General features: G+C 55.6%; 22 protein-coding genes. 7 read left to right on the top strand and 15 right to left on the bottom strand.

Going from position 1 to position 19,318, the window contains the following annotated elements:
• The first annotated feature begins 2 nt into the window (after window positions 1–2).
• Window positions 3–1,046 carry an ABC transporter ATP-binding protein gene (locus L991_RS07485; RefSeq protein ID WP_047393743.1) on the top strand — a complete coding sequence of 348 codons (1,044 nt, stop codon included), beginning with the start codon at window positions 3–5 and terminating at the stop codon, window positions 1,044–1,046.
• A 76-nt stretch (window positions 1,047–1,122) separates the two neighbouring features.
• Here the strand turns inward: L991_RS07485 and L991_RS07480 are convergent, their stop codons facing one another.
• From L991_RS07480 to L991_RS07465, 4 genes are read right to left on the bottom strand one after another with little or no spacing between them, the layout of a single operon-like run.
• On the bottom strand, window positions 1,123–2,826 hold the full coding sequence (locus tag L991_RS07480) for a SulP family inorganic anion transporter (RefSeq protein ID WP_052190715.1): 1,704 nt from the start codon (window positions 2,824–2,826) through the stop codon (window positions 1,123–1,125).
• Window positions 2,827–2,828: 2 nt separating this feature from the next.
• Window positions 2,829–3,245 (bottom strand): DUF6691 family protein, encoded by a 417-nt coding sequence (locus L991_RS07475; protein ID WP_047393741.1) that lies wholly within the window; start codon window positions 3,243–3,245, stop codon window positions 2,829–2,831.
• A gap of 10 nt (window positions 3,246–3,255) precedes the next feature.
• Window positions 3,256–3,681 carry a YeeE/YedE family protein gene (locus tag L991_RS07470; protein WP_047393740.1) on the bottom strand — a complete coding sequence of 142 codons (426 nt, stop codon included), beginning with the start codon at window positions 3,679–3,681 and terminating at the stop codon, window positions 3,256–3,258.
• Window positions 3,671–4,009 (bottom strand): metalloregulator ArsR/SmtB family transcription factor, encoded by a 339-nt coding sequence (locus L991_RS07465; protein WP_028448991.1) that lies wholly within the window; start codon window positions 4,007–4,009, stop codon window positions 3,671–3,673. Before L991_RS07465 ends, L991_RS07470 begins: the two co-directional genes overlap by 11 nt.
• Before the next feature lie 87 nt (window positions 4,010–4,096).
• Here L991_RS07465 and L991_RS07460 point away from each other — a divergent pair, with 87 nt between their 5' ends.
• Genes L991_RS07460 through L991_RS07450 form a run of 3 tightly spaced genes read left to right on the top strand, consistent with a single transcriptional unit; the run spans window position 4,097 to window position 5,636 of the window.
• Entirely contained in the window at window positions 4,097–4,966 is an 870-nt protein-coding gene (locus L991_RS07460) for an MBL fold metallo-hydrolase (protein WP_047393738.1), read from the top strand.
• A 12-nt stretch (window positions 4,967–4,978) separates the two neighbouring features.
• A complete protein-coding gene (gene trxC / locus L991_RS07455) occupies window positions 4,979–5,407 on the top strand; it encodes a thioredoxin TrxC (RefSeq protein WP_047393737.1) in 429 nt (142 codons plus the stop codon).
• Window positions 5,408–5,432: 25 nt separating this feature from the next.
• Window positions 5,433–5,636 carry a DUF2892 domain-containing protein gene (locus L991_RS07450; protein ID WP_047393735.1) on the top strand — a complete coding sequence of 68 codons (204 nt, stop codon included), beginning with the start codon at window positions 5,433–5,435 and terminating at the stop codon, window positions 5,634–5,636.
• Window positions 5,637–5,765: 129 nt separating this feature from the next.
• On the opposite strand, the gene pbpG is transcribed toward L991_RS07450, so the two are convergent.
• Window positions 5,766–6,809, bottom strand: a complete 1,044-nt coding sequence (pbpG, locus tag L991_RS07445) for a D-alanyl-D-alanine endopeptidase (RefSeq protein WP_047393733.1) — start codon at window positions 6,807–6,809, stop codon at window positions 5,766–5,768.
• A gap of 226 nt (window positions 6,810–7,035) precedes the next feature.
• Here pbpG and L991_RS07440 point away from each other — a divergent pair, with 226 nt between their 5' ends.
• Together L991_RS07440 and L991_RS07435 are read left to right on the top strand one after the other, a co-directional pair.
• A complete protein-coding gene (locus L991_RS07440) occupies window positions 7,036–8,754 on the top strand; it encodes an alpha/beta hydrolase (protein ID WP_231550506.1) in 1,719 nt (572 codons plus the stop codon).
• A 93-nt stretch (window positions 8,755–8,847) separates the two neighbouring features.
• Complete coding sequence (locus L991_RS07435; protein ID WP_047393732.1) at window positions 8,848–10,026, top strand: acetyl-CoA C-acetyltransferase; 1,179 nt, start codon at window positions 8,848–8,850, stop codon at window positions 10,024–10,026.
• Window positions 10,027–10,126: 100 nt separating this feature from the next.
• Here the strand turns inward: L991_RS07435 and mscL are convergent, their stop codons facing one another.
• The 8 genes from mscL to L991_RS07400 form a co-directional block, all read right to left on the bottom strand.
• Window positions 10,127–10,558 carry a large conductance mechanosensitive channel protein MscL gene (gene mscL / locus L991_RS07430; protein ID WP_047393730.1) on the bottom strand — a complete coding sequence of 144 codons (432 nt, stop codon included), beginning with the start codon at window positions 10,556–10,558 and terminating at the stop codon, window positions 10,127–10,129.
• A 45-nt stretch (window positions 10,559–10,603) separates the two neighbouring features.
• A complete protein-coding gene (gene rlmM, locus L991_RS07425) occupies window positions 10,604–11,653 on the bottom strand; it encodes a 23S rRNA (cytidine(2498)-2'-O)-methyltransferase RlmM (protein ID WP_047393729.1) in 1,050 nt (349 codons plus the stop codon).
• Between the two features lie 83 nt (window positions 11,654–11,736).
• The gene (locus tag L991_RS07420; RefSeq protein WP_156129020.1) at window positions 11,737–12,747 is read right to left on the bottom strand and encodes a sensor histidine kinase; all 1,011 of its coding nucleotides are present in this window, start codon (window positions 12,745–12,747) and stop codon (window positions 11,737–11,739) included.
• 66 nt (window positions 12,748–12,813) lie between these two features.
• Window positions 12,814–13,272: a hypothetical protein gene (locus L991_RS16495; protein WP_052190713.1), complete on the bottom strand. Its 459-nt coding sequence runs from the start codon at window positions 13,270–13,272 to the stop codon at window positions 12,814–12,816.
• Between the two features lie 38 nt (window positions 13,273–13,310).
• Window positions 13,311–13,970, bottom strand: a complete 660-nt coding sequence (locus L991_RS07415; protein WP_052190712.1) for an energy-coupling factor ABC transporter permease — start codon at window positions 13,968–13,970, stop codon at window positions 13,311–13,313.
• Window positions 13,971–13,973: 3 nt separating this feature from the next.
• Window positions 13,974–14,621: an alpha/beta hydrolase gene (locus L991_RS07410; protein ID WP_052190711.1), complete on the bottom strand. Its 648-nt coding sequence runs from the start codon at window positions 14,619–14,621 to the stop codon at window positions 13,974–13,976.
• Window positions 14,622–14,663: 42 nt separating this feature from the next.
• Complete coding sequence (locus tag L991_RS07405) at window positions 14,664–14,975, bottom strand: ferredoxin (protein WP_028449001.1); 312 nt, start codon at window positions 14,973–14,975, stop codon at window positions 14,664–14,666.
• 70 nt (window positions 14,976–15,045) lie between these two features.
• Window positions 15,046–16,137: a hypothetical protein gene (locus L991_RS07400; RefSeq protein ID WP_047394174.1), complete on the bottom strand. Its 1,092-nt coding sequence runs from the start codon at window positions 16,135–16,137 to the stop codon at window positions 15,046–15,048.
• A gap of 127 nt (window positions 16,138–16,264) precedes the next feature.
• Here L991_RS07400 and L991_RS07395 point away from each other — a divergent pair, with 127 nt between their 5' ends.
• Complete coding sequence (locus tag L991_RS07395; RefSeq protein ID WP_047393728.1) at window positions 16,265–16,738, top strand: WbuC family cupin fold metalloprotein; 474 nt, start codon at window positions 16,265–16,267, stop codon at window positions 16,736–16,738.
• A 58-nt stretch (window positions 16,739–16,796) separates the two neighbouring features.
• On the opposite strand, the gene L991_RS07390 is transcribed toward L991_RS07395, so the two are convergent.
• Complete coding sequence (locus L991_RS07390) at window positions 16,797–17,075, bottom strand: acylphosphatase (RefSeq protein ID WP_028449004.1); 279 nt, start codon at window positions 17,073–17,075, stop codon at window positions 16,797–16,799.
• Window positions 17,076–17,163: 88 nt separating this feature from the next.
• Window positions 17,164–19,188, bottom strand: coding sequence for a methionine--tRNA ligase (gene metG / locus L991_RS07385; protein WP_047393726.1), 2,025 nt, complete (start codon window positions 19,186–19,188; stop codon window positions 17,164–17,166).
• Between the last annotated feature and the right edge of the window lie 130 nt (window positions 19,189–19,318).

Genomic DNA, 19,318 nt, shown 5'->3' with positions numbered 1-19,318 from the left:
CGATGCCATTACTTAGCGTTAACCAAATTGCCATCGAATTTGCCGGCGCACGCCGGGTGGTGGATGGCTTGTCGTTTGCTTTGGAAGCCGGTGAAATTGCCTGTTTGCTCGGGGCCTCGGGTTGCGGCAAAACCACGGTGCTGCGCAGTATTGCCGGCTTTGAAGCGTTGCAGGCGGGTGAGATTCATCTGCAGACCCAGCTCTTGAGCGCGCCAGGCGTGCAGCTGCCACCGCAGCAGCGGGGCATCGGCATGGTGTTTCAGGATTACGCACTGTTTCCACACCTGACCGTGGCACAAAACGTGGGCTTTGGCCTGCGCTCGCTCACTAAACCCGAGCAAGCGCGCCGGGTGGCCGAGATGCTAGATTTGGTGGGTCTGGGTGAACTAGGTGGCCGCTATATTCATGAGCTGTCGGGCGGCCAGCAGCAGCGAGTGGCGCTGGCGCGGGCGCTGGCGCCGCAACCACGGCTGTTGCTGCTGGATGAGCCGTTTTCCAATCTGGATGTCGAGCTGCGCGAGCGGCTGGGGCAGGAAGTGCGGCAGATTCTGAAAGCCACCGGCACCACGGCGATTCTAGTGACGCACGATCAGCGCGAAGCTTTTGCCATGGCGGATCAGATTGGGGTGATGAGCGAAGGGCGCATCCGCCAGTGGGGCACGCCGTATGATCTGTACCACCAGCCTGTCGATCGCTTCGTGGCCAATTTTATTGGCGAAGGCGTACTGCTGCCGGCGCGCCTGACTGGGCCACAATGTATTGAATTTGAGCTGGGCGAGCTGTGTCGCACTGCGCCAGTGGAGTGCGGCATTGGTGCCGAGCTGGAAATCCTGATTCGCCCCGATGATATCCAGCACAACGATCGCAGCCCGCTACAAGCCAAAGTGGTGGCCAAGGCATTCCGTGGGGCGCAGTTTTTATACACGCTGGCGTTGCCCTCGGGCCAACAGGTGTTAAGCCTGGTGCCCAGCCACCATAATCACGCGCTGGGCGAGCTGATTGGTATTGAGCTGGAAGTCGAGCACTTGATCGTGTTCCGCAAGTAAGCCAAGGCAACAAGCCCTGGCGGGGGTATCGCTGGCTAAACCTTTCTATTTAAGGCTTTCTGGCAGATACCTTGGCTTAGATCGCGAAATCTTCCTCTTGCGCTGGGCTGTGCAGCGCACACACCGCCGCATGCGTTGAAATAAACGGTGGCGCGGCCAGCTGTGCGAGCAGATCGGCATGGGCCAGCGTATCGCGCACCGGGCCTTTTAGCTCGGCCAGATACAGCTCAATGCCGCGCTGGCGCAAGCTGGGCAGCCAGTTTTGCAGCGCTTGCACTGCGGTATAGTCCACCGAATTGACAGCCGAAAAAATCAGCAGCAGCTGTCGGCAGCTGCTCTGGCGCTGTAGTGCAGTTTCAAGTTGCTCCAGCACCGTAGCCACATTGGCAAAGTACAGATTTTCATCAATCCGCACTAGCAATTGCTCGGGGTGGGTTTCCACCGCAAAGCGATCGACATTGCGAAAATGCTCGCTGCCCGGCAGGCGACCAACAATCGCCACATGCGGGCGCTGGCTGCGCCAGAGGTAAAGCAGCAGCGTGACGACCACTCCCAACGCAATCCCCTGCATTGGTCCCACCCAGAGTACGCCCAGATAGGTCAGCAGCCAAGCCATGCCATCGCGCCGGTCATAGCGCCAGGCCTGCCAGCCCGTATGCCAGCTCAGCATGCGGCTCGTTGCCAGAATTATCGTGGCGCCCAGCAAGGCCAGCGGTAGAAAGGCAAAATAGGGGAGTAATGCCCACAGTGCTAGCCCTAGCAGGCCGGCGGTGAAGATACCCGCCAGGGGTGTGTGTGCGCCGGCTTGGGTGTTGACCATGGTGCGCGAAAACCCGCCACTCACCGGTAGGCCACCTAGGCTCGCGGCAGCCAAATTGCAGCTGCCGAGGGCTAATAGCTCGCGATTGGCGCTGATGGTTTGCCCGCGCTCGGCTGCCAACGTTTGCGCGATGGTGATGCTTTGCAAAAAGCCCGCCAGACTGATCAGCATAGCCGGCAGCAACAGACTCTGGATGCTGGCCCAATCGAGTGCTGGGCTAACCCACGCGCTGCTTTGGCCGGCGCTGAGCTGCAAACGCGGCAACGCCCAGGGCAGGGCCAGTGCGGCAAGCAATAGTAAGAGCACGATGGGGCCGAGTTTGCCGGCTAAATCGGCATGGCGGCTCGCTAAGCCCCAGCGGCGCAATAGTGGTGGCAGGCCAAACTGCGCCGCGGCCAGCAGGGCAAGACTGGCAAGGCCATAGCCCACATCCAGCGCGCGCAAGCCTTGCCAGCTGTGTGGTAATTGCTGCAGTAGTTGTGGCAGTGTATCGCCGCGCCACGGGCTGCCCAGCAACACCCCGAGCTGCCCCAGTGCGATTAGCAAAGCGGTGGCGGCGCTAAACGCCTGCACCACTGGCAGCGCCAGCAAGCGGGTGAGTTGCCCAAGTCGGGCTGCGCCCAGCCCGAGTAAAAAGAGGGCCGACAACCACGTGAGCGTGGCGGCCAGCGCCACATAGTGGGCACTGCCGGCAGGGGCCAGGGGGCTGAGTGCTGCGGCGGTCATGGCGGAGGTGATCGCCATCGGGCCAACCGACTGCGTCATGCTGGTGCCAAAGAGGCCATACAGCAGCAAGGGCCCAAGGCTGGCATACAGCCCCGCCAGCGGCGGTAAGCCGGCCAGCTGCGCATAGGCCAAGCCCTGCGGAATCAGTAGCAACGCCACAATCAGACTGGCGCTGGCGTCGCCCGCCAGCCATTGGCGCTGATAGTGCCGTGCCCAGCCCGGAAGTGCGCGCATGCTTAGCGGCGCTCCAGCCAGCTAAACAGCGCCATACCGGCCAGCATGGCCGCTACAAACAATACCCCTTCCAGTATGCCGCTGCCGACTAATACTAAGGCTGGCCCGGGGCAAATACCCCCGATACCCCAGCCCACGCCAAAGGCTGCCGAGCCCAGCAGCAAGCGTTTATCAATCACACTGCTGCTCGGTAATTGCATCGGCTCGCCGGTAAGGCGGGCGGTGGGGCTGCGTTTAGCCAGTAGAAAAAACGGCAAGGCCACACCAATCCCCCCGGCCATCACCAGCGCAAGGCTCGGGTCCCATAGGCCAGCCAGATCCAAAAAGCCCTGTACCTTGGCCGGATTGGCCATGCCTGCCAGTAACAAACCCAGGCCAAACAAGAGGCCGGTGAGCAAACCCAATAGATTTAAGCGCATGGTGGTGTCCTTATAACACATGCTTGATCACAAACACGGTGGCAAAGCCGGCACTCATAAAGCTCAGTACCGCAGCCAGTGAGCGCACAGAAAATCGTGACAAGCCACAAATACCATGGCCGCTGGTGCAGCCATTGGCGTAGCGGGTGCCGATACCCACCAGCAAGCCCGCGATCACTAACCCCAGCGGATTGCTCACCATCTGCAGCGCTGGCAGCGGGGCAAATAATTGCCACACCAGCGGGCTAAGCAGAATGCCCAGCACAAATAAGAAACGCCATTGCCGATCGGTTGCCCCCTGTACCAGTCCGCCAAGGATGCCGGCAATGCCGGCGATACGGGCGCCGAGCAAAATCAATAAGCCGCCCGAGAGGCCGATTAAGGCCCCGCCAGCCAGCGAGGCCCAGGGAGTGAAGTGGATGAGATCAATCTGCATGTTCAGGCTCCGGTACTTGTGCATCAATCGGGCAATACAGCTGGTACAACAGCCCCAGCAGGCTTTGCACTTCGGCGCTGGCCAACGAATAAAAAATCCGTTTGCCATCGCGGCGGGTATTCACTAGCCCAGCATTGCGTAACACGCCCAGCTGTTGTGAGAGTGTGGGCTGGCGAATGTCGAGCAAGGCTTCAAAATCAGAAACACATTTTTCGCCATCGACCATTTGGCATAACAACAGTAGGCGGTCTTCGTTGCCGAGATTTTTCAGTAATTGCGCCGCATCGCCGGCTGCGGCGCGCATGCGGCTCATCTGGGTGGGATCCATGGCTATGCTCCTCGAATACTTAGCGTTGACATATTATATAAAAAAATATATCGTAAAGTAAAGTCAGATCGATATAGGAGTTTTGCCATGTTCAAGCCCACGGTGGAGGCGTTTTATGATCCGGCCACATTTACGGTTAGCTATCTGGTGTTTGATCGACCCGGTGGCCATGGGGTTATTATCGATCCGGTGCTCGATTACGAGCCGCGCGCAGTGCGAACCAGTACCGAAAATGCCGGTCTGATCGTTAAACGGGTTGCTGAGCTGCAGCTCGAAATTGACTGGATCTTAGAAACCCACGCGCATGCCGATCATCTTTCGGCGGCTGCCTGGCTCAAAACGCAGCTGGGTGGGCAGATCGCGATTGGCACGGGCATCACGGCGGTGCAAAAAATCTTTAAACCCATTTTTGGGATGGAGGCCGAGTTTGCCACCGATGGCCGGCAATTTGATCGCTTGCTGGGCGCAGATGATGAATTACAGGCCGGCGATTTGACCATTCAGGCCTTGTTTGTGCCCGGGCATACGCCGGCTGATCTGGCGTATTTGATTGGCGATGCGCTCTTTTTGGGCGATACGCTGTTTATGCCGGATGTTGGTACCGCGCGCTGTGATTTCCCGGGGGGCGATGCGCTGGCGCTATATCAATCGGTACAGCGGCTGTATCAGCTGCCGGATGAAACCCGCGCCTTTGCCTGTCATGATTACCCACCGCCTGAGCGCACTACGCCACGCTGGGAAAGCACGATCGCTGAGCAAAAGCGCAGCAATATTCATCTGCGGGCGGATACTCCGGCGGCCGAGTTTGTGGCCATGCGAGAAGCGCGTGATGCGGGCCTGGCCATGCCGGTGTTGATCATGCCTTCAATTCAAGTCAATATCCGGGCCGGCGAATTGCCACCGGCCGAAGCCGACGGGCGCCAGTATTTAAAACTCCCACTCAATACACTGGGATAAAAGGAGACCACCATGAGCTTGCATTTAAGCTGCCCCCATTGCCACGCGACTAATCGGCTGGATGCCGAGCGCCTGAAAGATGCGCCTAACTGTGGCGCCTGTCATCACCCGCTGCTGAGCGGTGCGCCGTTGGCGGCCACCAGCGATAATCTGGCCGCGCTGATCAAACACAGCACGCTGCCGGTGGTGATTGATTTCTGGGCGCCTTGGTGCGGGCCTTGCCAGATGTTTGGCCCGACTTTCGCCGCCGCCGCTAAAGATCTGGCCGGCAAGATGCTGTTTGTTAAGGTCGATACCGAGGCGCAGCCAGAATTGGGCAATCAATTCCGCGTACGCAGTATCCCGACCCTGGTGGTGCTGGAAAACGGCATGGAGCTGGAGCGCATGTCGGGCGCTTTGTCGGCCGGGCAGTTTAAGGCCTGGTTGCAGCAATTTTTGTAAGCCGCTGGCGCGGCGAGGAGGCGGTATGCAAGTCAATGTGGGTGGTATTGACCGCGTGTTGCGGATCGGCGTTGGCGCTGGCCTGGTGATTTTAGCCGCGCTGGGTATTATCGGGGTTTGGGGTTGGTTAGGGGTATTGCCCTTGGTGACTGGCTTGATGAAGTTTTGCCCGGTATACCCCCTGCTGGGGCTGAATAGCTGTCCGCTCAAACCCAAGGCGGATGATTAAGCTCAAACGTACTACTTAGTTGCGCGACTATCGTCGTCAGCAAATATTCCGCGTGCCGGCAGCAGCTCTGCACCGGTAATAAAAAAGCCCAAGTGTTAACTTGGGCTTTTTGCTGTGCAATCAATACGGTTAACCCGCGCGCAAATTACCGGCCTGGCGGGTTTCTTCGATCCAGCGGCGTACGCGCTGTACATCACCGATCCGGGTTTGTTTGCCGGCTGAATCCATCAACACCATCACCACCGGCATATTATTGATTTTGGCTTGCATCACAATGCACCGGCCCGCTTCATTGATAAAGCCGGTTTTTGATACGCCGATTTCCCAATCCGGGTCTTTCACCAGCGGGTTGGTATTGCGATACGCCATGCTGTGGCCGGTTAAATTCGACACAAAGGTGTATTCGCTGGAAGTTGAAAACTGATGAATTTCGGGATAACGCATGGCCGCTTTCACCATCAGCGCCAGATCGCGCGAAGTGGCAACATTGCGTGGCGTTAGTCCGGTGGGATCGTAAAACTGGCTACGCGTCATGCCCAATTGCTGGGCTTTCTCATTCATTTTGCGCACGAAAGCTTCACGACCGCCCGGATAAGCATGGCTCAAAGATGACGCGGCGCGGTTTTCAGAAGACATCAGCGCCAAAAGCAGCATTTCACCGCGGGTGAGGGTGGTGCCCACCGCCAAGCGTGAGCCGGTGTTTTTCAGCGTGTCGACATCGTCTTGGGTAATGCTGATCAATTCATTCAGAGGCAGGCGTGCATCCAGCACCACCATGGCCGTCATCAGTTTGGTGATCGAAGCGATCGGCACCACCTGATCGGCGTTGCGCTCATACATCACTTCGCCGGTTTGTTGGTTTACCACTACCGCCGCCTGCGATTGAACACCAGGGCTGTACAGATTGACCGGATTGGCATTCACGCGGGTGACTTGCACATCGCGGCGGGCGCGGGCGATGGCCTCGCGTTTTACATCGGAGCGATTGCTACGCTTGGCCGATTTACTGGTGGCTTTTTTGCTACTGGCGGTTTTCTTTTTGCTGGCGCTGGAAGTGGCCTTTTTGCTGCTAGCAGTTGTTTTTTCTACAGATTTACTCGCCGCGAAGGCAGGAGTGGTAGCCAGAATGGCGCTGGAAACGATGACGCACAGGGCTCGGAGTAGGGTAGGCATGGCAATGGGCCCTCGGGGGTAAAGCAAGTGTTGCTATGTTAGTTGACGCTGATTTTAACGAAAGCAGCGTAAAAAGTCATTGCTAATCAAATAGTAGTGCCTTTTTTCTAAACTATGACATTAAAATTCTTGAGGCTTGCGCGCCACGTTAGCCAATTTGGGTGTTGCACTGCAAAATGGCTATGGTCACAATGTCAGCGATTACCCTAATCTTTCGGAGCAAATTGTGTTGAATCAAGAGGCGCTGCAAGCTTTTTTTGAGCAAGTTACCGAAGTAAACCGTCAGTGGACTGAGCAATGGGGTAAGTTTTTTCCGGTTGCCGAGCCTAACCAGCCGATGAACGTGATGCACGAAGTGTTGCATAAAATGCAACACTCGCAGCCGGAGTGGCTACAAAGCCAAAGTCAATTTTATCAGCAGCAAATGGATTTATGGCTGGGGCTGATTGGTGCTAAGCCGGCCGGCAAAGTGGTTGAAATGGATAAAACCGACCGCCGCTTTACCGCGCCAGAATGGGATAGCCCGATTTTTGACTATATCCGCCAAAATTATTTGCTGACCGCGCGCTGGCTGCTCGATCAGGTCAATTCGCCGCAATTTGATGAAGCCACGCGGGAAAAGATGTCTTTTTTCACCCGGCAATATATCGATGCGATTAGCCCGAGCAATTTTGCCTTTACCAATCCCGAAGTCATGAAGCTGGCGCTGGATACCAAGGGTGAGAGTTTGCAAGAAGGCATGAAGCAATTGATGTCCGATATGCAAAAAGGCGCCATCACCATGACCGACGAGGCGCAATTTGAAGTGGGTAAAAATCTGGCGGTTACCCCGGGTGAAGTGATTTTTGAAAATGACTTATTCCAGCTGATTCAATACAGCCCAAGTACCCCCCAGGTGTATAGCCGTCCAGTGCTAGTTGTTCCGCCGTGTGTAAACAAATACTACATTATGGATTTGCAGCCAGCGAATTCGATGATGGGCTACATTGTGAGCCAGGGCTTTACCACTTTCCTGGTTTCCTGGAAATCGATCGAAGCCGATCAGGGCCACCTGCAATGGGATGATTACATCGACAGCGGCGTTATCAAAGCGGCCGAAGTCGTGCGTGAAATTAGCAAGGCCGAGAAAATCAATGTGCTGTCATTCTGCATTGGCGGCGAATTGGTTTCGACGGCGATTCCGGTAATGAAAGCGCGCGGTTTGGATTGGTTTGAATCGATTACCCTGATGACCGTCATGCTTGATCACACCGACCCGGGCGAGATTAAACATTTCATCGACTGGAATCTGGTTCGCCAGCGTGAAAGTCAGGCGAGTGGTGTGGTGGATGGCAAAGAATTAGCCCGTACTTTCTCGGCCCTGCGTGCCAATGATCTGATCTGGAATTATGTGGTAAATAACTACCTGAAAGGGAAAACGCCACCACCATTTGATCTGCTGTACTGGAATAGCGATTCGGCCAATCTGGCTTTGCCGATGCATACCTTCTTCCTGCGCAATATGTATCTGGAAAACAACCTAATCAAGCCCAATTCATTTAGCTTATGCGGCGTGCCAATCGATTTGAGCACGATTAATGTACCCACGTATATTTTTGCGGCCCGCGAAGACCATATCGTGCCGTGGAAATCGGCTTTTGCCACCACCAAGCTATTCAAGGGCCCACTGCGCTTTGTGTTAGGGGCTTCGGGGCATATTGCCGGAGCGATCAATCCGGTTTCAACGAATAAGCGCAACTATTGGGTTAACGATAATGTGGCGCTCAGCGCGGATGACTGGTTTAACAGCGCTGAATCACGTCCGGGCAGCTGGTGGCAAGATTGGACGCAATGGCTGGTGCCGCACTCCGGTGCGCAGCAAGCCGCACCCAAGAAAGCCGGTAATACCAAATATAAGGCTATCGAGGCTGCGCCGGGGCGTTATGTTAAAGCGCGCTTGGCCTAATTGAAATTCAAGGCAAGACGTGGTGTCTTGCCTTTTTTGCAACTCAATGCTTACTGCATAATTTAGATCCAAACAAAGATAAAGGAAGATACCATGACCGAAGTTGTTATCGTTGCGGCCGCTCGGACAGCGCTGGGCAATTTTGCCGGCTCTTTGGCCAAAGTGTCAGCGCCAGAATTGGGCGCGACTGTTATCCGTGCCTTGCTGGAAAAAACCGGCGTGGCTGGTGAGCAGGTGTCAGAAGTCATTCTGGGCAATGTACTGACCGCTGGTCTGGGGCAAAATCCGGCCCGCCAAGCTGTGCGCAAAGCTGGCTTGCCAGATGCGGTACCTGGCTTGACCATCAATCAGGTTTGCGGCTCGGGTCTGAAAGCCGTGGCCTTGGGTGTGCAAGCGATTTTGGCGGGCGATGCCGAGATCGTGATCGCTGGTGGCCAAGAAAATATGTCGGCCAGCCCGCATTTACTCAATGGCAGCCGCGATGGTTTCCGTATGGGCAACGCCAGCCTCGTCGATAGCATGGTGTACGACGGCCTCACTGATGTGTATCAGGGCTATCACATGGGCGTCACCGCGGAAAATATCGCCAAAAAATATGGCATCAGCCGTGAAGAGCAAGATGCGCTGGCCTTGGCCTCGCAGCAAAAAGCCGCAGCTGCGCAAGCTGCCGGCAAATTTGCCGCGGAAATTGTACCCGTAGTCATCCCGCAAAAGAAAGGTGACCCAGTCGTATTTGCGAGCGATGAATTTGTAAAACCCGGCACCACGGCTGAATCCTTGGCCAAATTGCGCGCCGCCTTTGATAAAGAAGGCACGGTAACGGCCGGTAATGCCTCGGGTATCAATGATGGTGCCGCTGCCGTTTTGCTGATGAGCCGTGCTAAAGCGGCTGAGCTGAATCTGCCGGTGCTGGCGAGCATTAAAGCGGCCGCTAGCACCGGTCTGGACCCAAGCATTATGGGCATGGGTCCCGTATCGGCCACGCAAAAAGCCTTGGCTAAAGCCGGCTGGAGCATCGCTGAGCTTGATCTGATCGAAGCCAACGAAGCCTTTGCTGCACAAGCACTGGGCGTGGCGCGCGAACTGCAATGGGATCTGGACAAAGTGAATGTCAACGGTGGCGCGATCGCTCTGGGCCATCCGATTGGTGCCTCAGGCTGCCGTGTGTTGGTCACTCTGGTGCATGAGATGGTCCGCCGTGATGCCAAAAAAGGCCTGGCCACCCTGTGTATCGGTGGGGGTATGGGCGTAGCAATGTGTCTGGAGCGCTAAAAGCGATAGATACCCAGCTGGGTATCTAGGCTAGCCATAAACAAAAACCCGCCACAGTCGGGTTTTTGTTTATTCAGCAGCGGTAATTGGATGCTGCGGCTTATTTGTTTTTCAGCGCATCCCGAATCTCGCGCAGCAGCACGATGTCTTCAGGCGTTACTTCCGGCGCATGTGGCGCTGGTGGGGTTTCGCGGCGCAGTTTATTCATGGCCTTCACCACCAGGAAAATAGCAAACGCCACAATCACAAAGCTGATCAGGCTATTGATAAACAGACCAAAATTAAGCGTCACCGCGCCAGCATCTTGCGCGGCTTTCAATGTCTCGTAAGGTCCAGCTACTTTGCTGCCGTTTACCAAAGTCACAAACATATTGCTGAAATCGACTTTGCCAACCAGATAACCAATTGGCGGCATGATAATGTCTTTAACCAGCGAATCGACGATCTTACCAAAGGCCGCGCCAATCACTACGCCGACTGCCAGATCAATCACATTGCCACGCATGGCAAATTCACGAAACTCTTTAAACATGGCTTTTCTCAATTCAGGAAGTTGAAAGGGTGGCGTGATTTTTGGTTAATCGCGGGCTGTCGTCAAGTAAACGGTGATTTCTTCCCGATCATGATAAAGCTGCTTGGCGCGCCAGTGACACTGCATGCCGGCTTGTTCCAGCTTGGCTTCAATCAGGGCTAGGCATTTGCTTACCTCGAGATAGCGTTTTTTCATTGGCAGCTTCAAGTTGAAGATGGTGCGCCGGGCCATGCCGCTGGCTAGCCATTTGGCAATCAGCTCGGCCACGCGAATAGGCTGCTCCACCATATCGCACACCAGCCATTCCACCGGGTTTTTCGGGCGGAATTTAAAACCATCATCGCGAATGTGTTTGACCTGATGATGGCGCTCCATACTGCCTTTCATGGGGCCATTATCCACGGCAAATACCTTCAGGCCGCGCATCACCAGCTGATAGGTCCAGCCACCGGGGGCCGCGCCCAAATCGACGCCGGTCATGCCTTCGCGGAATTTGCGTTCGGGTTCATCCACTAGCATCAAAATCGCTTCGTGCAATTTCAGCGTTGAGCGGCTAGGGGCATCCACCGGCATGCGCAGGCGCGGAATACCGCACAACCAATCCGTCTCTTTAGCCGGGCGGCTGGCGATAAAGACTTCGTTTTGTTGCGGGAAGAATAAATGTAGACGTTGCTCGCCCAGATTGTCGATCCAGCCATGCTCGCTGGTGGCTTTGAGCACATAATCGCCAAATTTACGGCAGAAACTGGAGAGCGATTTACCTTCGTTGGTATCAGGGTATTCCAGCCAGATATCGCAGAACTCTTGTTGTAGTTCATTGAGCGCCGCCACGATGGGGGTTAGCCGGTCGCGGCTGCCAAGCTCAAGTCGCGCGTGCACCAGCACGCTCTGGCGGGCAAAAATCAGCTTGGCCTGGATGAGGCTATTGAGCGCCCGAGGATTGGCTTTCTTGGGAGTAAAAAGCACCCAGCCGGCCCCTTTTTCAATCTGCCCGTCGCAGCTAGCCACATCTTGTAGCTCTTCAGCGCAATCGGGTTCAAAACCCGCGCGGCAATATGCCAAGAGGGCAAAGGGTTGGGCGGCAATAGCAGTCATGGCGGGCCTGAATCAAAAAAGCGGTGCGAAAGGCGGCAAGGATACCCAAGAATCCCTAGCCTGACCATGCCCGATGGGCGGGATTATTTATGCCCATGGGTCGGAATGCGCATTTCAAAGCGCGTTCCTAGGCCTAAATCCGAAAAGACTTTGATCGTGCCGCCCAAGGTTTGGGTCACCAGGTTAAAGACGATATTAAGGCCCAGGCCGCTACCGCCGTTGGCGCGTTTGGTGGTGAAGAAGGGGTCGAATACTTTATCAATGATATTGGCGGCGATCCCTTGGCCGTTATCGCTGAAATTCAGCACGGTTTCGCCGGCTTCTTCATGCGCGGCAATCGTAATTGTATTTTGCCGGCCGGTTTCGTTATTGGGGCCAAAAGCATGCAGCAACGCATTCTGCAGCAGATTGGTCAATATCTGCGAGAAAGCGCCGGGGTAACTATCGATTTTGATTTCATCGGGGCAATCAATCACGATTTGCACTGCCGCGTGTTTGGTAAGAGGGCGCAGGCTTAGCAAAATCTCGTTCAGATAGGCTTTAAGCTCAAAATCGCGTTTAACTTCAGAAGTCTGATCAACCGCCACGCGTTTAAAGCTTTGGATTAGATCGGCGGCGCGGGTGGCATTGCTCAGAATCAGGCTAGAGGATTGTTCGGCGGTTTCGCCGTAGCTGAGCACGTCTGATTTTTTCACTTGGCCGTCTTCGATCATCTGGCGAAATTTCACCGATTCATCGCGCAAGACCGAGGCACTGGTCAGAATTACGCCGACCGGGGTATTGATTTCATGCGCAATGCCGGCCACCAAACTACCCAGCGAAGCCATTTTCTCGGATTGGACCAGGCTTTTTTGTGCCTCTTGCAGTTGCCGCAAGGCTAGCTCAGCTTCTTCCTTGGCTTGGCGCATTTGGGCTTCGGTGCGCGAGAGATTGGCCACATCATCTTGCAAGCGATGGGCAATACGGTTGTAGCCAATCGAGACTTCGTCGATTTCCTGATAGGGATTACGCGGCAGATCGATATTGTTGTAGTTGATATCGCGCTCGGCGATCTGGTTGATCCGATCCCGCAGCAAAGCCAGTGGGCGAATCACAATTTGCTGCAGCGACCGCGAAAGGGCCAGCACCACTAGCAAATCGAGAATAATAATCTCGATAATTTATTCTAATACCTGCTCACGCAATTGCTGCTGAATCAATTTACGATTGGATTCAAAGCGCACATGGCCCAGCACTTTCTGGCTTTCGGCGCCGCTGAAATTAAGTGCAAAGCTTGGGCTATTTTTCTCGAGTACGGCATGATCGAGTTTATTGATTTGGCCATCAGGGCCGCGCTGGCGACCATCGAGAAAAGAGTCGCCGTTATAGACTTCCAGCGTCGTGATGGCTTCGTAGCTCATCTCGGCATCCAGCACTCGGGCAAGCTGAATATCATCGAAATTCCACAGCACGCCTGGTACTACGGTTTCCATGCGCAGACGCATCCGTTGTTCGTAGCTTTTTAGCTCTTCTTCCAGGCGCTGCTCGGTGCGCAAATAGGAAATGGCGCCGGAAATTGACAGCGCCATCGTCAGGATGACCACAAAAATCAGATTGAGGTGGGTGCGGATTCGGCGCATGACATCGACAAGCGGGAAAATTACTTCAAATCTAGCAGTTAATCCCGCTTTTGCAGATATTTTCTGTCATCAAAGGTGCTAATCAGCTGCGGTTGCCACACTACCAAGAGCGTGAGATTCAGCCCAGTGATAAAACCCTCCGGCCAGCCCATTAAAAAGTAATAGGGCAGGATTTCTTCGAGGAGGAAACTTGCGCCATAACTGCCGGAGGTGGCCAGCACCAAGGCATGGCTGATGCCAAAGGCCCACATGCTCAGCGCCGCGGCGGCAAAGCAATTGATAAAAATGTAGACAAAGTAATTGAGCGGTAATTTACGTTGCGCCCAGTGCAGCAAGAGCGCGGTGAGGCTAATGGGAATGAGTGCCTTCAGTGTCCAGATAATGCCAATCCGCTCGAGGGGTATATGCCCATACAGCCCTTGCAGACTGAAGAGTACGGCCATACCCAGCAGGGCACGCCAAGGGCCGGCAATCAGCATCAGTGCGGCGCTACCCAAGATATGAAAGGCAATGCCGGACTGGATTTCGGCTTTTAGCTGCCAGCTGAGCAAAATCAGCACGCAGGCCGCGAGCCAGCCGGTGAGCTGGCCTTGCGGGATGGCGCGCCAGGCTTCGTGCCGCAGCGCCACGACACAGCCCCACGCTAAGCAAAACCAGCCCAGAGTGAGCCACGAATCCGCGTAGAGTGGGGTGCCCATCGCTTAAAAACGCCAGTTTTTATCAACCAGCTCGGCCAATTGGGTGAGCCGGCCATGAAAGAAGTGGCCGACGCCAGGCACTACCAGCACGGGCAATTGCTGTGGTCGCGCCCAATCCAGTACCGCGGCCAGGCTGATCACTTCGTCTTCTTCGCCGTGAATGACCAGAGTGCCTTTGGGGACGGTGGGGAATTCATAGCGGCTCACGGCGGGGCCGATCAGAATCATGCCTTCGACTTCATGCTCGGCCAGCCGTTGGCGCAAGCGCGATTGCACCAGGGTACCAAACGAGAAGCCGGCCAGCGTGAGGCGTGTGATGCCCGGGTTTTCGGCGCGGGCGTGTGCCAGCACTGCGGCCATGTCGTCGGGCTCATGCTCGCCACGACTGTGCGTGCCGGCCGAGTGACCAACGCCGCGCAGATTCGGGCAATACACCACATACCCCAAGCGCGCCAAAGTCTTAGCCAGCGTATGCACCACTTTATTATTAAAAGTGCCGCCTTCCAGCGGGTTGGGGTGGGCTACCAAGGCGATACCCACGGTGCTGGACCACGCGGATTCGAGCTTCAGGCATTCCAGTGTGCCGACCGGGCCGGCAATTTGGATTAGTTCAAATGTGGCGGCCTTTCGGGGTATGTTGCTCTGGGTCATGAATGTAAATACTTTGCTGTTAATACTGGGTGTGGGTATAGCTTAAATCTTCAGGCGCTCAACCACTTGGCCTTGCACCAGATGCTGCTCGATGATTTCGTCGATGTCGGATTTATCCAGATAGGTGTACCAGGTTTCCTCCGGGTAGATCACCATGACAGGACCTTCTTCGCAGCGATCCAGACAGCCGGCTTTATTGATGCGCACTTTGCCCGCGCCACTCAGGCCCAGACTTTTGACCCGGTCTTTGGCGTAGGCGGCCAGCTCGCTGGCGCCACAGCTATTACAGCTTTGGCGCTCGCCCGGCTCGCGCTGGTTTTGACAGAAAAACACGTGATGTTGGTAGTAGCTCATGCGCAGGCTCCTTGGCGGGGCTGAACAGGGCGGCAGCACAAGGCAGGCCGCCCACGGTAATCACTGACAATTATTGAATGCTGGCGATGGCCGAGCCCAGATTATGGGCGGTAATAAACAGCGGCAGGCCGTCGGTGTCGAGTACGGGCTGCACATTGCCAATGATTTTCACTTGCTCAACACGGCATTCGCGCATCAGTTCAGTCACATATTGCTCGATGTAGGCGACCTGATCATTAGCAGCCAGTGGCCAGACATAGCCTTCCCAGCGCTCGGGGTCTTCCTGGCTACTGAATGTAATCCGGATTTCGGCGTTTTCGTGCGCGGCCACCGTCACTACCGGCGTGCGGCCTTTGCTGCGAATGGAGCGCAGCGCATTGCTGGTCATTACTTGCAGGCGTGTTTCCAGCTGGGTGACCCGGCCGGCATCTTGTGCCGCCAGCCAGCTCAATGGCGTGCGCGGAATGGGGAATAGCGTCACGCCATCAGCTTTGAGCGCGTCGCCAATCAATTGGGCAAATGGCATGCCCCACGCGCCCACGCTACCACCGAGCTTAATCGCTGGGGCGGCATCCTGACTTTGCATCGCCACGCCCACCAGATAGCGCAGCGCAACGATTTCGTCTTTCACCACAATCGGTGCGCCGGCCGAATCCAATGGAAAATCGCGGGCGCTGCTTAGATTGGCCTTCCATTCGGCCACTTGTGCCGGGTTGATGGCCGCCAAAAGGCTGGCATCCAGCAACGCGCCAGAGAGCCACACATCGGCATCAGCGGCGACAACGCCATGCTCGCGCAAAATGGCCAAGGCTTTGTCGCCATCGATTTCGCTTGGCAAGGTGGTTTCACCTTTTAAGCCAGCCACCAGCACCACCGGAATCGCAAACGGCATCGCATAGCGCGGCGCGGTGGATTGCTCGACCTCATCGCGGATGCATTGCCACAATTCAAACCACGCCTCTTGCGATGGCACCTGAGTAATCGCGCCATTCAAGCCATAGTGATCACGCGCGGCCAGCAATTCGGCGATCAGCTGGCGCAGCCCCTGGCGTTTGCTCGCCACTTGGCTAGCTTCACGCTCGGTGAGTAGCGACATCAGTTGGCGAATAACCGGATTTTGCGGGTTAACTCGGGGATATAGGCGTGGATCTGGCAGCGTCATGATCAGCAATCGGTAGCAATATTCAAGGCTGCGATTATAGCTGCGCCAAGGCGTGCTTGTCGCCACTGCTGAAAGCACGGGCGCATCGTGGTTTAATTGCGGCATTTCACCTGCCCAGAGCCGATAGATGCCGCACTACAGCTTACTTGATCAAACCTTGCTGACCGATTTGCTCGCAGAGGCTGCGGCTAGCCCGCGCTTACGCAAAAACCGGAATTTTCATGCCGGAGATGATGCGGCCTGTCATCGGCTGGCCAATGCCTTGCAGCCGGGCACCTATGTGCAGCCCCACCGGCATCTGAACCCTGCTAAGGCTGAATCCATGTTGATGCTGGCGGGGGAGCTGGGCGTACTGATTTTTGCGCCGGATGGACAAGTGGAAGCCAAGCATCATTTGCGCGCCGGAGGTGAGCAGTTTGGCATCAATATCGAGGCGGGCACATTTCATGCCGTGGTGGCCTTAACGCCCTGTGTATTCTTTGAAGCTAAAGCCGGGCCCTATGTGCCGGTGGCACCAGCAGAGCTAGCGGCTTGGGCGCCGCCGGCTGGTGCGGCCGAGAGTGAGGCTTATTTGGCGTGGATGCGGGCGCAGTTTGCGTGATTGGCTGGCTGGGGTATCTGGCTTTAGCGCTTGATACAATTGGCTTTGCGAGCAATATCTAGGCGGTCATCATCTCGTGAAAGGCGGAATAGCCTTTGGCTTTTACCCGGTGGCGCTTAACGTCATCAACCCGCGCGTCTTCCGGGCCGGTTTCTAGCCATTCGGCCAGTTCATCTAGATCATGTGGGTCGCCCTCGGCCCAGACTTCAACGCGGCCATCATGCCGATTGCGGACCCAGCCGGTGAGGTGCAGGCGTTCAGCCTCAACGCAGGTGGCCCAGCGAAAGCCAACGCCCTGCACGTGGCCGCTAACAAAGCAATGAATGGCGTGGCTCATGGTGATTCCTACCGCGGATTTGTATTGCATTGTAGGCATAAAAAAACGGCAAGGGTGAGACCTTGCCGTTTTTGCTCAGGACATGCGTTTATTTCACGCGCATACCTGGTTTGGCGCCATCGTGCGGCTCGAGGATATACAAGCCACCATCGCCGCCGGCGGCCAACACCATGCCTTCAGATAGGCCGAATTTCATCTTGCGCGGGGCCAGATTGGCCACCATCACCGTGTGTTTGCCGATCAGATCTTCCGGCTTGTAGGCCGATTTGATGCCGGCAAAGACATTGCGGGTTTCATTGCCCAGATCGAGTGTTAGCTGCAGCAGTTTTTCTGCGCCTTCCACGTGTTGGGCATTGGCAATGCGGGCAATGCGCAGATCCACTTTCATGAAATCATCAATGTTGATGGTTTCACTGATGGCCGGGATCTCATAGCTTGGCGCCGCAGCTGGGGCTTCGGCTGGCGCGGGCAGGGCTTGTTTGTTTTCTTCGATCATGGCTTCGATCTGTTTTGGGTCAATCCGCGTCATCAGATGGTTGTAGGTATTGATGGTGTGATTGGTGAGCAGTGTCTGCGCGTCTTGCCATTGCAGCGGCGCCACATTCAGGAAGGCTTCAACATCGCTAGCCAGTTTTGGCAATACCGGTTTCAGGTAAATGGTCAGGATGCGGAAGGCATTAATCAGAATGCTGCACACCTGCTGCAGATCCTGCTCGCGGCCTTCCTGTTTGGCCATTTCCCATGGTTTGTGCAGATCGACAAACTGGTTCACTTCATCGGTGAGTGCCATGATTTCGCGTATAGCGCGGCTGTATTCGCGCGCCTCGAAATGCTGGGCAATCGATTCGCTAGCGGCTTGCAAGCGGTTTAAGAGCTCAACCTGGCCCAATTCGCTGGCCAGCTGGCCGGCAAAACGCTTGCTGATAAAGCCGGCGGCCCGGCTGGCGATATTGACAAATTTACCGATCAAATCGCTGTTCACTCGTGCGGCGAAGTCTTCAAAGTTCAGATCGATGTCTTCAAAGGTATTTGAGAGCTTCGCCGCAAAGTAGTAGCGCAGCCATTCTGGGTTCAGGTGGTTGAGGTACGATTCGGCAGTGATAAAGGTGCCGCGCGATTTGCTCATCTTGGCGCCATCCACGGTCAAAAAGCCATGGGTGTTGATCGCTGTCGGGGTGCGGTAGCCGGAAAATTCCAGCATCGCCGGCCAGAACAGGGCGTGGAAATACAGAATGTCTTTACCGATGAAGTGGTACAGCTCGGTGCTTGAGTCTTTTTTCCAGTACTCGTCAAAATCCAGCCCGAGGCGATCGCACAGGTTTTTGTGGCTGGCCATATAGCCCACCGGCGCATCAAGCCATACATAGAAATATTTGCCCGGCGCATCAGGGATTTCAAAGCCGAAATACGGCGCGTCGCGCGAGATATCCCAGTCCGACAGGCCAGATTCAAACCATTCCTGCATTTTGTTGGCGGCTTCGGCCTGCAGTTTGCCCGGGGTGGTGGTCCAGCCTTTGAGGAAAGATTCGCAATCGCCCAATTTGAAGAAATAGTGCTCTGATTCGCGCAGCTCGGGCGTCGCGCCAGAGACGGCTGAGAACGGGTTGATCAGCTCGGTAGGGCTATAAGTTGCGCCACAGACTTCACAGTTGTCGCCGTATTGATCTTTAGCATGACACTTCGGGCATTCGCCTTTTACGAAGCGATCAGGCAAGAACATGTTTTTGACGGGGTCGTACAGCTGATTGATCGTACGGCTAACGATCTTGCCATTGTCTTTCAGTTGGCGATAAATCGTGCCGGCAAAGTGACTGTTTTCTTCGCTATTGGTGCTGTAGTAGTTGTCAAAGCCAACATGAAAGCCGGCAAAATCCCGTGAATGTTCGCCATGCACCCGCGCAATCAGCGCTTCTGGGCTGATGCCTTCTTTCTCTGCGCGCAACATGATGGGCGTGCCATGGGTATCATCTGCACAGACATAGTGGCAGGTGTGACCGCGAGATTTTTGAAAACGTACCCAGATGTCGGTCTGGATATATTCCACCAGATGGCCGATGTGAATCGCCCCATTGGCGTAAGGCAGAGCGGAAGTGACAAGGATTTTACGAGTCATGGCAGGCCAGAATTGTTGCGAAAAATGGGTCAATTATACCGCAGCCGGCCGAGTGCGGGGGCAGACGGGCGCCCCTGCTCACTAGTGTGGTTTTCCCCGTCTTGGCGCAGTGCGGCAAAGCCAGCTAAGA

Source organism: Chitinibacter sp. ZOR0017 (assembly GCF_000799095.1).
In the GTDB taxonomy this organism is placed as follows: Bacteria; Pseudomonadota; Gammaproteobacteria; order Burkholderiales; family Chitinibacteraceae; genus Chitinibacter; species Chitinibacter tainanensis.
The sequence above is the reverse complement of the archived record's forward strand: the minus strand, read 5'-3'. Positions and strand labels throughout refer to the sequence as shown.